This window comes from Streptomyces sp. NPDC107528 (assembly GCF_055639295.1).
Genome location: NZ_JBVKAV010000001.1, coordinates 835,616 through 849,158, shown reverse-complemented (window position 1 = coordinate 849,158; position 13,543 = coordinate 835,616). Strand labels below are relative to the sequence as shown.

Sequence of the window (13,543 nt, the reverse complement as noted above, 5' to 3'; positions counted from 1 at the left end):
GGCTCGGTGCGGGTCTAGTTGCCGCCGGCGCGGCGACGGGGGCGGCGCGGGGGCGCCTGGACGGGGCCCTGCCAGGTCAGCTCGATGGCGACCTCCGGCGGAAGGTGGCCGAGCTGTGCGTCCTCGTCACGCCCTTCGGCGAGGTAGACGACGGTCCGGCCGGTCTCGTCGACCGACTGCAGGACCTGCGCCAAGCGGTGCGCCATCGGGAAGAACGGGTTCATGGCCTGGCGGACCGGAGCACTCCGGTCGCAGCCGGACAACAGGTCAATGAGATCGCCGACGGTCATCTCCGGGGACGTCACGAACAGCCTCCTGGGGTGCGGGGAAAACAGGGCAGTGGAACGGGACGGGCCGGCCTTCGGTACGGCCAGCGCTCACAGGGCGGGCACTACGTGTCGGTGTCCGCGCTGTCAGAGGCGGCGTGAGGTCTCCAGCACACTCGCTACGGTGGCGGCGACGATGTCGGCCGGCGTCTCGGTATCGAACGACAGGGGGTAGCCGCGGACCTGGGCGGTTCCGGTGACAGCGATCTTCCATCCCTCGCCATCCGTGCCGGGGCGGCCGAGCGGAAACCAGCCGAGGTAGAACCGGCCGTCCTTGGAGCTGACGTGCACGTCCGCGCGATCATCGACGATCAGGTGAAAGTCCTCGGCGGAGAACTGGTCCATAACCAGGGTCGGCTGACCGGGGCCCAGCTGCCACTCCCGCGGTCGCAGGGCTTCGACGGTGGTAGAGAAACCGGGGCCCGCAGGGGTTACGGTCACGGGCAATCACCTCTCTGACCTGGGATTTCTTGCAAGGGTCGTCTACGTTGACATGCCCTCGCGCCCGTTGGCCAGTCTTTCCGCGATCTTTCCTGTCTGCCCCCGGCGAACTTGTCTTTTGTCATCCAATCAAGGCGTTTGACAGCGAACTCAGTTGTTTCGGCTTCTCTGACAGTGAATCCAGTCGTGAGGAGTGAGCACGCTCTACGCGGTCCGTACGTCGGCCGCGTCCACCGAACCGGGCGAGCACCTGCGCCCGTTGTCAGTGCACCATGCGGCCCTCAGCCTCACCCTCGCGCAGCCGGCGCGCCTGTTGAGATGGAGGACGACGTGAGTGACGGCACACGGACCGCCGCACCTTCCCCGGAGGACGCGCTGCGTTCTGCCCGGCTGCTTGTCCGTGCCGAGGCGGCCGTCATGGCGATCTTCGCCACGCGGGCCTACGAACTGGGCTGGACGGTACGGGCAAGCTGAGCAGCATCTTGGATCACGTGACGCTGTCCTGCGACGCGGGCCTCTCCACTCTCCAGTCCGCCGCCACCGCCGCGATCCCCGCTGGCCTGGCCGTCGCCAAGGGTGCCGTCGGCACCCTTCTCGGCCGTACCGGGACCGCCTCCTGGCTCCCGGCGAGAACCGACCCCGCATCCACGTCCACGACCAACTGACCGTAGGAGCCGCGCCATGCCCGACGGAGAGGTCGCCCTTGAACTGGCTGTGCTCCGCCGCGCCCTCGAAGTCGGGCCGGCGCGCATCGACAGCCAACTCGCCCTGATCGCACAGCGATCCGACCAGATCGACAAGGCCGTCGAGGAACTCGGCGACAGGGTCACTGCCCTCGAACGCACCCGCTGGCCCCTGCCGACCGTCGGAGTACTGACCAGCCTCGCAGCTCTCGGACTCGCCGCATGGTCGGCCGGGCTCGGCCACTGATCGCACCGGACCACAGAGACACGCGCCCTGGGTACGTGGCCTTCGTAGTCACCTGGTCGGCGTTCGCAGTGTGGTTCCTGGGACATATCGTGACGTAGCGTCGAGTGTCCGCGAGTTGGCCGCCTTCCGACTCGTCAACTCGTCGATGTGGAACAGGTCGTGACCGTACGGTAGGTGCGCAGGGTCAGTACAGCGCCGAGCGAGCGTCCAGAGATCAAGGCGGAGCCGCAACAGGGAGATTCATTGACGTCGCCGCCACTTCCCCCCATTCCTCCACCACCGGGATCCCGCACAGGTTCCGTGAAGCACATCCACCACGTGATCGAGAACTTGATGGCTGGGCGGCCGGAGGCGTGCCACCTGGCGAAGGCCCTGGCCAAACAGGCTCGTGCCACGCACCGCCGCATGGCGAGAGCACGTGCCGTTGGGTTCGAGGCTTACGAGACGACCCTCACCGACCTGCTTCTAACGGAGCTTGCGCATGTGGACCCGCGATTCTGGCGGGTGGTTAGGTTCAAGCCGCACGAGGAGCGAGGGAACGGCGCCGACTGGGAGTGGTGGATCCAGCGGAGCGACTTGTCGTGGGTGCGTCTCTGGATTCAGGCCAAGCGCCTCTACCACCCCGGCGAACGCTACGAGGAACTCAAGCGCAAGGTCCGGAGAGGATCAGACGGCAGGATTTGGCAGAGTCGGTTGCTGGTTGAGGCCGCGCGACGGGAAGGCCGGAACGGTAGCGTCCTGCCGGTCCCGCTGTACGCCTTCTACAACTGCCTGCAGGGTAAACGGGCTGAGCCATGGCCGTGTAAGAGACTTGAGCCGTGTCAGCAGCAGCCCCTGCTCGGCATCACGATCGCCCCTGCCCAGCAGATCGACGAGCTGATTGTGAAGGGTAAGAACGGCTACCGCGACGTACTGGCCGAAAGTAAGCCGCTGTCGTGCCTGGTGCACTGCCCGACAGTGTGGTCGGGGCATCCTCAGGACTCGTACGCCTCGACGCTGCTGATGGGCATGGAGTGGCTGCACACCAACGACGTCCTCCCTTCGGCTCCGTCTCTGCCTGGCCGCATCGAAGAAGCGCTTGAGACGGACGACGAGGTGGTCGCCGAGGAGTCGGACCCTCGGATCGCTCTCATCACGGGTCACGCGGCGCTCCCCGGTGCCCGCATGGATGAAGTGCCACCAGGGTTGGCCGACCTGCGGGAGCGGTTCAACCTGCGGGCACTGGAGCAGCAGGGGTGGCGGGAAACGACGTGACAGCGCCCCGGGCAGAGTGCGAGTCAGATCCCGGGGCGCTTTTCCACATTGGCAAGAGGCGGAGAGCCTATGACCCGCGCTCAACTTGAGCAAGCACGAGGCATGTCCCACCGGGTATGGGTTCCGTGTTGCCATAGGCCCGTATTACGTAGCAGCACTGTCACCACCGTTCGGGTCGCCGTGTCGATGACGCAGGCGCAATCTCGACGCTGGTGGACGCGCCGGGCACCTGGGTATTTCGGGTCGCCTCCGTAGGTTTGCTCGGGAGATATGACGCACCGCAGCACTTCACTCTCATCGAAACCGAGCTCCTTCGCCCGGGACAGGGCGTGCTGGCTCAGCGTGACGCCTGCATGCGTGCGAAGTCGGGTCAGCGTGCGCTCTCGACGAGCATCACGTCGGGCGTTGCTCATGAGGCGGCATCACCGGACACTAGATCCATGACAGCGCTTCTGCCCCAGTCGCCGCTGCGCTTCCTCGTGGGAATCGCTTCCAGCCTGAGGTGACGAGCGATCTCCTCATACGAGTACCCCGCCTGGCTCCGCAGGCGCTTCGCGACGGCCCTCGCGTGATCGATGGACCGGGTGGTCTCGATCACGGTGTGGCTGTCGTGCATCCGAAGGGCAGCGAACGTCTTGATCACCTCCCGCAGAACTCGCCCTTGTCCGGAACCTTCAACGGTCGACTTCACCGACTTGCCCGCCTCCAGAACCTGGACGCCGAAGTGCTCGACCCACCTGTACGCGACCAGCCGGTCCAATTCGCTGGGAAAGAGGGAAGAGTCGGCTACGTAGAGGGTGCGGACAGGCGCGGGTGTGGTCACGAGGTGGAGAAGGTCTGTGAGCCCGAAGTCCGGAGTGCTCGGGGTGAAGGAGAAGGCGAAGAGGTGGTCGTGCGCCGTCGCGATGTTCTGGACGTCCCTCGCTCGCGTGAGGTGATCTCGTTCGTCGTCTGGTCCGTAGACGGCCATCACCTCGAGCTCCTGGAGAACTTGATGTGACCTCCCGCTGGTACGGATCCGCTCGCCATCGACCGTCCGGGGGGCATCGTCGTCCCAGCACGCGTCTTGGAGGAGCCGGTGAACGACCTGCTTGTTGAAGTCCTGCTCACCCTGCACGCCATCCCACATGTAGCCCGCTTGGTTGAGGAGGTCCGCAGTCTGCGCCAGCGTCAGTTGAAACCCGACGTGCAACTTGTGTGCGAGCCGCACCACTTCGTTCTTGCTCAGGCCGCGGCCGATGTCCAACTGGCCCTGCTTGCCTCGTTGGCGAGGAAGAAGAGCCCGAAGTGCAGCGCAGGTAGCCTGAACCTGGTTGCGAACACCTTGCTCGGTGTTCCGCAGCGGGTGATCAGGTTCGATGACATCACCGGCCACGGTCAGTGTCGCTCGGTGATCCCGGATCTCGTCGCGGACCATCTCCCGGGTGATCGGATCGCCCAGGTCATCCCACCTGGACACGCGGATGCTATCCACGAGATCGGCACGCAGGCAGAACAGAACCTCCTGGAGCGCTGGACGATCGCCCGCCGCTACCCTGCTGCGTGACTCCGCTTCGGTACGCCATAGCGTCCCGTCCTTCGGCGCCTTGTCTCCATGACGCACCACGCGATACCCGATTTCGGACGCCGACATGCTTCCCTCCAAGGCTCTGGCCAGCAACGGAGCGCCACTCTGTCAGCTCCCTGGGTCCCTGCAAGCGAGCAATTAGTCCGTCGATTTCGACGATGCGGACGTTCAGAACGTCGAGGTCCCGGTCGCTGATCTGGGAGCGCAGCACTCGCGCGGACTCCGTGGTTCACTCCAGATACGTCCACAGCCCCTCGAAGGCAGTGAGATACGGCCGCTGTAGGTTCATCGCGGTGGTGTGGACGACGCTGAGACCTGCCGGATGTTCTTCCGTTCTGCGCCGGGGCGAGGAGTGATAAGCATGTGCCGATCCTGTCAGCGCGGCCCCCAGGTGCGCCTTGGGTTTCCATAAGGGGTGACATAGGGCTTCGACCGGCACCCGGCCCCTCCGGCTCGAAGAGCCTCCTGCCCTAGGTCGACCAAGGAAGTTTCTTGCCAACCAAGTTAGTCCGCCCAGGTCACAGACCGACAGCAGACAAACTTCGCTGTCAACGGACAGAACTGTTGTCCGGTGACAGTTGTAGGGTCTCAGATTTCGTGGCCAAATCTCACGGTCGATGGCCAAGCGATGGCAGATCTGACACGAGTTTGAGATTGGCAGGTCAGGCCCTTTACTCATATGGGTGAGCGGGGTCTGATGCCGCCCCGCTACGGAATCTGCGCCGACGACTGGCCGGACCCGGGGAGGCGTTCAAGGCTCACCGGCGGCTCCGCGCGGTCAACGGCGGCAGCGACGACGAACAGGAGGCGTGATGCAGAGCAGTGCGGAGAACATCGATGTTGTGCTCAGGATCGTGGACACCATGGTCGCCTACCGGAAGGCGCACGGCGGCCTACCTGCCGACACGGACGGCCTTGAGAACATGGCCGTGGCGATCGTCGAGGCCCTGGAGCGCGACGACTTCCGCATCGTGGACGTCTTGAGCGGCAGCCGGACCGAGACGCCCACACCCGAACCGGCCTGACGGTACGGCAGCGGGGCGCCAGCCACTCCGGCCGGCGCCCCGCTTGCGTTCTGCACTCCGTCAGCTGGTGGTTAGCCAGCGAGCTGACGGGCCAGCAAGCCAGCCTCCCCGAGGATTCGGACACGAATCGTGAGACTGAACGGCTGGCTAAGCCGTGAGACACGACGACAACTACCAGGTCACGGCACCGCCGCCGGCCACATGCGGCGAGACCCGACAACAGTGAAGTGGGATCTCAGATGGTGTGGCCAAATTTCACGGCCATTGGCCACGGATCTGAGATCCCCGAACCACCTTGCTCGCACTTTTGGGTGCAGCGGCCCCCGCCCGGCCGCGCTGTCCGACCTGCGGGCTACGGTCGGGCCATGAGCACACGCGCGTACGAAGGAACGTCCTGGCCGGAGCGCTCCGGGCCTTACGGCGCAGTCCTGCGGAGAGGAACACGAGCCCTCGCGCCCCCCGTAGCCGCCCCGTCGTCCCCGCTCGATGCGAGTGCTCGTCGTACCGGCCATCCTGCTCGTGGCCCTCCTACGGACCCTCGCGAGCGCATCCACCGCGCGGCCCTCGTCCGCCACGCCCCCTGCCGTCCCTGACTGGTCGACCTGCCCCAGCAGCCGCCCGCCGCCGAACTGGCCTGGACCCGCGCTGGCCCCGTACCGAGGACACCCGGCAGACACCCGGCTCCGCACCCCGGCACCGGGTGGCTTCGCCGTCTTGGTGGCGGCGGTCGCCACCGCCGTACTGCTCACGGCGCTCGCACGCGTCTGAAGGGAAACACCACCATGCCGGACCTCCGCGCCGAAGTGCGTGCGAAGACACTCGACCGCATTACTTCGTACCAGGGGGCCAAAGACCGCTGGAACCTGTTCCGCAGCCTCAAGAACCTCATCGAACAGGCCATCCGCGACTACGAGCACCGCGCCCTGGTGGAGCTCCTGCAGAACGCCCACGACGCTCATGACACGGGCGACTTGGGAGGCCGGGTCCTGATCAGGCTCGACCACGACGAGGGGCCGCACGGCGCGGTGTACGTGGCGAACACCGGGCGGCCCGTCAGCCGCAGCAACTTCGACGCGATCACCGACATCGCCCAGTCGGACAAGCGCCCGGAGGAGGGCATCGGTAACAAGGGGATCGGCTTCAAGAGCGTTCTCCAGCTGACCGGAGCACCTCAGGTCTACTCCGTCTCCGAGGAAGGCGGCCGGGTCTTCGACGGCTACCGCTTCAGCTTCGCCGACGAGACCTCGCTCAAGGACCTCCTGGACGGCGACGCCACTCTCGCGGCGGAGGTGGCCGCCGACGTCTTCCACCTCTGCCTGCCCGTGCCCCTGGACAGCGTTCCCGACACCGTGAACGCTTTCGCAGCTGACGGATACGTGACCGTGCTGCGCCTGCCGCTGAAGAGCGAGGAGGCCCGGGCCGAGGCGGCCGAACAGCTGACCATGCTGTCCGCCGGCCCGCCGGTGCTGCTCTTCCTGCGCCGGATCGGCTCGCTCACTGTCGAGGAGCGGCAGGACGGCATGGTCGACCGGCGCACCCTGGCCCGGACCGAGCGGGCGGACGCCGAACTCGACCGGCTCACGGTCAGTACGGTGACCGTCGGCGACGGCGGGGCCTTCGTCCTGCTCGACCGGCAGGTGGCGGCTGAGGCTTTCGGCGACGCGGTCGAACGCAGCGTGCTCGGCGACCACATCAGCGAGGGATGGCGCGACTGGCAGGGAGACGCCCGGGTCACGCTCGCGATTCCCGTCGAGGAAGGGTTGGCCAAAGGACGCCTCTACACTCACCTGCCTATGGGCGAGCAGGCCGTTGCCCCCCTTCCGGCCCATGTGAACGCGCCCTTCTTCGCGAAGCTAGCCCGCGTGGACCTCGAGAAGACGGTCCCACTCAACGACTTCCTCCTGGACGAGCTGGCTCTCCTCGGGGCCGAGACGCTCCTCGCCTGCTCCGCCGGGGCCCTGGAGCTCCCACCGACCCTCTGTGCGGACCTGCTGAGCTGGGACGCATCTATGTCCGACCGGCTGTCCCGGGCCTTCAAGCGCCTCGGACACGAGGTCGGCACCGCCCCGATCATCCCCCTGGCCTCGGGCGCGCGGCCGTGGGCCTCCCTCACGGAGGCCCGGCTCTGGGACGACAAGGACCGGACCCTGTTCACGACCGACCGGCTGAGCCGGGACGCGGACGCCGTACTCGTACACCCGTCCGTCACCGGGCAGCGTGCGGCCCGGCTCGAGAAGGCCGTCGCCACGCTCGTCGGCCGCTCACCCCGGCCGTCGGATGAACTACTGGCGAGGTGGGCCGAGAGCCTGGCGCGCAGCCTCGCCGACGCGCCCTTTCAGCCGGAGTTGTGGGCCCGCTTCTACGACGAGCTCGCCGGCTGCGTCGAGCGGCCCCGCGCACTCCAGGGCCGCCGCATCCTCATGGACGACGACGGAAAGCTCCGGCTGTGCAACGCGGCCGACGGCAGGGTCAGGCGTGCCACGGCCTTCTTCTCGCCCAGAGCGGACGGCGAGGAACAGGCAGGATCCACGGAGCAAGGCCCCCGCCTTCCACGGTCGCTGCGCCACCGGGTCTTCTTCGTGTCGCGGAACATCCCGTGGAAGAACCGGCTCGGCAGCATCACGATCAAGCAGCGGGGCCGCCGGATGCTCGAAGACGGCGGTCTGGTCAACGAGTACCGCGCCGACGAACTGCTGGCACTGGTCGCCCGCTCCCTTCAGGACAAGCCCACGCCGGAGCTCGCGGCGGAGGTCCTCGCCTGGGCCTTCCGGCTCTCCAGGAGCGACACGGCACCGTGGCGGGACATCCAGGCCATGGGGCTGCTCGTCCCCGGCGCCGACGGTGTGTGGATACCCGCCTCGAAGGCCCTGCTCTGTGCCGAGTGGGGCGGAGAACGAGCGAAGCTGCTCGGAGAGCTCATCGACCGCGCGCAGGATGTCTCGGAGGAACTCGCGGTGCTCCGGGGCCGCTTGACCGCACCCCCGGAGCACCAGGCATTCCGGGGCGCGGACCGGGCGGAGTGGCGTGCCTTCCTCGGGCGTCTGGGGGTCGGCGCGGGGCTCTGCCCCGAGCCTGTGCCCCGCTCCACCCTGCGGGCGGACGGCCGTCACTTCACGGACGGCAGGCCCCCGACGATGTCCCTGCCGCAGGCCACCGCGGAAGTCTGGCTGCGCCATGTGGAGAGGGAACCCCCCACGGATCGGCGGCCGTACACCGAGTACGTGGGCCAGACTCCTCTGTATCGGCTGCCCGGCCAGGACGACCACCACCATCTGTCCGACGCCGCGAAGCGGGTGTACGCCCGGCTCGTGGCCGCCGGTTGCTCCGAGTGGGCCGCCGATGCCCTCCACGTCACCGTGCGGCGCTACAACGACCGGTGGGACTCCTTCAGCCTTCCCACGCCGGTGACCGCCTTCCTCGCCGAGGCCGAGTGGATGCCCGTCGCGTCCCCACGCGAGCGCGCCGACTGGCGCTTCGTACGGCCTGAGGCCGCCTGGACGCACGGGGACGAGGCCGCCCCGTCGTTCGTCCCCCTGCTGCCCTCGGCGCTGCGCCGTGCGTTCCAGGCGAACGACCGTGCGGTCCGTCGCGCAAGAGGCTGGGGACTTGAGCGGTGGGACTCCCCGGAGACCGCCGCGCGTCGGGTCCGCGAGCTCACCGAGCTCTTCCGCGACGGCGCCGTCCCCGAGACGATGACGGCCGCATTCCGCCGGGCGTACGAGGACGCCTGGGCGGAGTGCGCCCAGACGCGCCAGGACCCCTACCCCCAGGGCTCGGAGGCGGCGGTGGTCGTCAGCCGGGGCGGTCGGCTCGAAGCTGTCACACTCGCCGACGACACGGACTCCCCGAACACCGTGGATCACCTGTACGTGGAGGACACCGACGCACGCCAACTCGTCCAGCTCCTCGAACAGCGCGGTGCCCCGTTGCTCCGCATGCGCAACATGCACGGGGGCGCGGTGGCCGCGCTCGTCGAACGGTGCTTCGGCTCGCGCGTCCGGAGGATCTCCCGAGCACGAGTCGAAGTCCGGGTGGACGGAGAGGCGTTCCACGCCGGGGCCGCGGGCGACCCGCTGATCACGTCCGAGCGCGACTGGCTCCTCACCCTCGTCGCGGCCGTGATCGACCTGCGCGCCAGCCGCTTCCGCCGCCCTACCGCGGAGTCCGTGCGCCGCGGTTGCGCGATCGCCAAGCGCATCCAGATCGTCCACGCCGGCGTCCTGACCTCCGTCGTGGACGAGATCGCCGAGCGGCCCGGCCACGGCGGCAGACGGTGGCTGGCCGTCCCACACCAGGACACCCCGACTCTCCTGCTTGAGGGGCCCAGCCAGGGCGAGGAGGACCTGCTCCAGCGGTCCGCCGCGGGGATCATGGAACTCCTCCACCACCCCGAACTCGCCGACACCCTCCGCATGGCCCTCCTCGACCTGAACACGGCCGGCTGGGGCCCGGGTCAGAGCCCGGACGCCGACGCGATCGCCGACGTCCTGGGCGAGGACCGGGCCCGGGTGCGCGAGATCACCGCAACCCTGCGACAGCCCCTGGACGCCCTCCTGGACATCCTCGTGCCACTGCTCGCGACACTCGACCTCGAAGCGGCCCACGCCCTTCTGTCCAACGACGAGGCCCTCGCCTCAGAGACCGAACTGGACCGCTGGCTCGCCGCCCGACTGACGCCGACGGACCACCGGACGCTGCGGGCGGCGGCCCGCCACCCCGACCTGGACACCGCCCGTAGGGCCATGTCGCTGTCGCTGCGCGAGCTCAACGCCGCGATCGCCGCCCTCGGTTCGACCTACCGGCCGCTGCGCAACGCCGAGGGCATCGAGCAGGAGTTCCGGCACTTCGTCGCCGGCCGGCGACGAAGCATCCTGGACGCGCTGCGGGTCGGCTTCCTGGACGCGTTCCGGTCCGGAGCCCCCCTGACCCCGTACGCCGAGAACCGGAATTTGACCGGACTCGTGCCGGACACCGCCTGGGCGGACGAACACCTCCATCTGGAGACCGCCCTAATGCAGGCGCACGTCGACCGCTGGCTCACCGGACTCGGGGCCCCGCCGCTCGGTACGGACGCGGGGCTGACGCCCGTGGACGAACTCCGGCTGACCAACCGGCCCCTCCTCCTGGAACGGCTGAAGCGCGCACGGACCCTGATCCACGCGTGGGAGGCCGCGCACGGCGAGTCCGCCTCCGGCCTCCCGGGGGACCCGGAGAACCTCACGACCGAGGCCACCGCCGCCGGGCTGCTCGACTTTTTCCCGCTCGACGACGCCACGACGCTGCGCTGGCTCCGAACCGGAGACCGCTGGCCCGCCGCCGTCCCGCTTACCCTGACGCCCGGAGACCTCGGCCTGACGACTCGTCAGCTAGACGACGCCGAACGGCAGGAGAAGAGGGAGCGGCGGCTGCGGCAGGAGGAGCGGCGGCATATCGTGGTGGACCGCACGAGGATGTCGGCGGAGGAGGACAACTACCACGCGATCGTGGAGGCCGTACGGGGCGGCCTCACCCCCGAGTTCCTCGGCTCCGCGGGCGACGCCCCGCTCGTCGCACTGGGCCGGCAGGCACAGCGGCTCCCCGGCGCCGGGCGCCCCGGATTCTCCGCTGGCCGACGGGGCAAGCTCTCCGACACACAGGCGCTCGCGGTCGGACTCGCGGGGGAGGTCGCCGCCCTCGCCTGGCTCATGAACCGGCACGACGCCGTGGACGAGAGCGCGTGGGTGTCGGGCTACCGCAACAAGGTCCTGGGTGACGGCATGGGCGACGACACGCTCGGATACGACCTCATCGTCGAGAGGAAACGGTCGAGCCTGCTCTTCGAGGTGAAGTCCTCGGCCGGAGGCGAGGGGGAGTTCGTCCTCTCGCCCACCGAGATTGCCCGGGCGCGCTCCCTGAAGAAGCGAGAGACGTACCACATCCTGTACGTCTCCCACGCCCTCGACGCCGACCTGCGGAAGATCCACCTCCTACCCAACCCGCTCCACCCCCGATCGGCCCACTTCTTCCGCTCGGTCGGCGAGGGCCTGCGCTACAGGTTCCAGCTGTCGCGGACGGGGGAGCGCCGGACGGGGACCTGAGCGAAATAAATGCTTGGCAACCCAATCCAGTCGGGCCAAGTCAACGCACTGATCGCGACCAACCCAGCTGTCAAATGACAACTGCATGGTTCGGCGTTGTGGCGTGCGCCAGCCTCATGTGGGCAGGGGGCCAGCCAGTTGTCGCTTGGTCGGCCCATCCAGTCCGAAGTCCCATGTCGAGTCCAGCGCCGGGAGCGGTCTGCGGCCGTGCCAAGGTGATCTGCATGATCCCCGCACACGTCCCCGACGAGCCGCCGCTGACCTACGCCGACAGCTTCGACATACCGGTCCTGTTCCGTAGCGGGCCCGCGAAGAAGCCACGGCGGCAGTGGCGGACGGCCAAGCACAACGCATGGACCGGATCGGACGGATTCCCGGCCGCCGACGGCTGGTACGCGCCGACCACCACGTGGCGGGAGATCATCAAGGCCGCCACCGAAGTCGGCCGCGACGTCACCCCGCACCTGCAGAACCAGCCGCGCTACGCCCACGGGGAACTCGTCGCCCGCGTCTCCCCGCTGTACGCCTACCTCGGCGCACACCCTGTGACGCCCCGGCATCCCGTGCCGGGGGCCAAGGGCCGGCGCCTGACCTGGAATCCGGTGTACGCGCACGGCACCGAGCGCAGCGCGAAGAATGCCGCCAGCTACCGGCTGGGCATGACGATGACCGAGTGGGCCTGCCGCTCGCTGCTGGGCCTCGGCCAGACCGAGCACCTCGAACTCGGCGGACCCGTCCCTGCTCTGTATGACACGTTCAAGGATCCGAAGAAGAAGCTGCCCGACCTGTGGGGGCTCCACGAGACGGAGGAGCTTTACTGGCTGATCGAGGCCAAGGGCGGCGACGTGGGACTCAGGAGACTCCGCGAGGGGTGGGCGCAGCTGGCATCCGGCAGCAAGGCCCTCGGCGCGTACGGGCACCGCACCATCCTGGTCGGGGCGTCCGTACGGCCTGACGATGACCTCTTCCTCACGATCGACCACGACCTGCACCCCGGCCAGGCGCCGCTTGCCCCTGCCGGATCCGATGCCGACGAGGAGGCAGCGGGCCTAGGCAACCTAGAGGATCGCCTCGGCGACAGCGACGACGCGCTCATCGGTGCCGCCCGCTCCCAGATGCTGGCCTACCTGGCACTGCGTTCGGCTCCCGTCTCGCAACTGCGCACCGTACCCGTTGCCGCCGACCGCGCTTCCCGCCGCCGGCGCTCCGGGCTGACCACGCCCCTGGAAGACGACAGCCTTACTCTCGCCCTGCGGGCCGACGCCCGCAGAGCAGCGACCGGCACAGAACAGCACGCCTTGCGCGTCGAAATCCGTTCCATGGGCCTTGACGATTTCCTGAGCTGCCGCATCCCCGGAACTGAGGTCCACCTCGGCATGTCCCGGAAGCTGTTCGCCGCCTGCGAGCGTCTCCACGAGGAGGACCTTGCCATCGCCCGGCGTACCCCAGGACTGCGGGCCGAGGACCAGCCGCCCGCCGACCTGGAACTCAGCGACGAAGCCCAGGAAGAACAGCGACTCACCCAGCGGCGCATCTTCCGCGAACAGCAAGAGGAAGCCCGCCCACGGCTGCGTCCCCTGCTCCGCGACGCCTACGAGCGAGGTGCAGCGAGCGACTGGAGCGACCTTCTCCGTCGTCCCCAGGAGCCCGAACTCGACCTGGAGGGCGACGAGAGCCTCCTCGAAGCAGCGACGCCGGAAACCTACGTGGCCGTCAGCCGCTACGACCTGCCCCCCGCACGCGCCTAGCTTTCCGCGCGCGACGACCGTCGCGAGTCGGCCTTGTCCGTCAGCCGGCGGCTGCTGAGGTCGGTGATGCCTGGCGAGCAGGCGATGGAGCGGCAGCCGGCCATAGGCCGGGGGGGGGATCGCCTCACACGCGAGTACGGCCGCCAGGCCGTGTCCGCGCCATGGGGGATCCAGC

10 protein-coding genes are annotated in these 13,543 nt (G+C 68.5%); 7 read left to right on the top strand and 3 right to left on the bottom strand.

Annotation, left to right across the window (positions count from 1 at the left end; translation table 11 throughout):
* Nucleotides 1–14: 14 nt before the first annotated feature.
* Together ACZ7L5_RS04085 and ACZ7L5_RS04080 are read right to left on the bottom strand one after the other, a co-directional pair.
* Complete coding sequence (locus ACZ7L5_RS04085; RefSeq protein ID WP_112438311.1) at nt 15–305, bottom strand: hypothetical protein; 291 nt, start codon at nt 303–305, stop codon at nt 15–17.
* A 108-nt stretch (nt 306–413) separates the two neighbouring features.
* The gene (locus ACZ7L5_RS04080; protein ID WP_471514184.1) at nt 414–767 is read right to left on the bottom strand and encodes an SPDY domain-containing protein; all 354 of its coding nucleotides are present in this window, start codon (nt 765–767) and stop codon (nt 414–416) included.
* Between the two features lie 330 nt (nt 768–1,097).
* Between ACZ7L5_RS04080 and ACZ7L5_RS04075 the strand changes: the two genes are divergently transcribed.
* The 4 genes from ACZ7L5_RS04075 to ACZ7L5_RS04060 all read left to right on the top strand — a co-directional run bounded on the left by ACZ7L5_RS04075 (nt 1,098) and on the right by ACZ7L5_RS04060 (nt 2,951).
* Entirely contained in the window at nt 1,098–1,241 is a 144-nt protein-coding gene (locus tag ACZ7L5_RS04075; protein ID WP_159064554.1) for a hypothetical protein, read from the top strand.
* Between the two features lie 17 nt (nt 1,242–1,258).
* Nucleotides 1,259–1,432, top strand: a complete 174-nt coding sequence (locus tag ACZ7L5_RS04070; protein ID WP_159064555.1) for a hypothetical protein — start codon at nt 1,259–1,261, stop codon at nt 1,430–1,432.
* A gap of 16 nt (nt 1,433–1,448) precedes the next feature.
* Nucleotides 1,449–1,697, top strand: a complete 249-nt coding sequence (locus ACZ7L5_RS04065) for a hypothetical protein (RefSeq protein WP_471514182.1) — start codon at nt 1,449–1,451, stop codon at nt 1,695–1,697.
* Between the two features lie 300 nt (nt 1,698–1,997).
* Nucleotides 1,998–2,951 (top strand): DUF6615 family protein, encoded by a 954-nt coding sequence (locus ACZ7L5_RS04060; protein ID WP_471514180.1) that lies wholly within the window; start codon nt 1,998–2,000, stop codon nt 2,949–2,951.
* A 409-nt stretch (nt 2,952–3,360) separates the two neighbouring features.
* On the opposite strand, the gene ACZ7L5_RS04055 is transcribed toward ACZ7L5_RS04060, so the two are convergent.
* Nucleotides 3,361–4,584, bottom strand: coding sequence for a hypothetical protein (locus ACZ7L5_RS04055; RefSeq protein WP_471514178.1), 1,224 nt, complete (start codon nt 4,582–4,584; stop codon nt 3,361–3,363).
* A gap of 746 nt (nt 4,585–5,330) precedes the next feature.
* Here ACZ7L5_RS04055 and ACZ7L5_RS04050 point away from each other — a divergent pair.
* From ACZ7L5_RS04050 to ACZ7L5_RS04040, 3 genes are all read left to right on the top strand, one after another.
* Nucleotides 5,331–5,543, top strand: a complete 213-nt coding sequence (locus tag ACZ7L5_RS04050) for a hypothetical protein (RefSeq protein ID WP_112438315.1) — start codon at nt 5,331–5,333, stop codon at nt 5,541–5,543.
* Nucleotides 5,544–6,325: 782 nt separating this feature from the next.
* Nucleotides 6,326–11,620, top strand: a complete 5,295-nt coding sequence (locus tag ACZ7L5_RS04045; RefSeq protein WP_471514176.1) for a sacsin N-terminal ATP-binding-like domain-containing protein — start codon at nt 6,326–6,328, stop codon at nt 11,618–11,620.
* Nucleotides 11,621–11,844: 224 nt separating this feature from the next.
* Nucleotides 11,845–13,368: a gamma-glutamyltransferase gene (locus ACZ7L5_RS04040; RefSeq protein WP_471514174.1), complete on the top strand. Its 1,524-nt coding sequence runs from the start codon at nt 11,845–11,847 to the stop codon at nt 13,366–13,368.
* Nucleotides 13,369–13,543: the final 175 nt, after the last annotated feature.

Excerpts from the sequence above, each read along its gene's own strand:
- ACZ7L5_RS04065 (WP_471514182.1), top strand. The coding sequence starts at position 1,449 with ATGCCCGACGGAGAGGTCGCCCTTGAACTGGCTGTGCTCCGCCGCGCC.
- ACZ7L5_RS04055 (WP_471514178.1), bottom strand. The coding sequence starts at position 4,584 with ATGTCGGCGTCCGAAATCGGGTATCGCGTGGTGCGTCATGGAGACAAG.
- ACZ7L5_RS04050 (WP_112438315.1), top strand. The coding sequence starts at position 5,331 with ATGCAGAGCAGTGCGGAGAACATCGATGTTGTGCTCAGGATCGTGGAC.
- ACZ7L5_RS04045 (WP_471514176.1), top strand. The coding sequence starts at position 6,326 with ATGCCGGACCTCCGCGCCGAAGTGCGTGCGAAGACACTCGACCGCATT.
- ACZ7L5_RS04040 (WP_471514174.1), top strand. The coding sequence starts at position 11,845 with ATGATCCCCGCACACGTCCCCGACGAGCCGCCGCTGACCTACGCCGAC.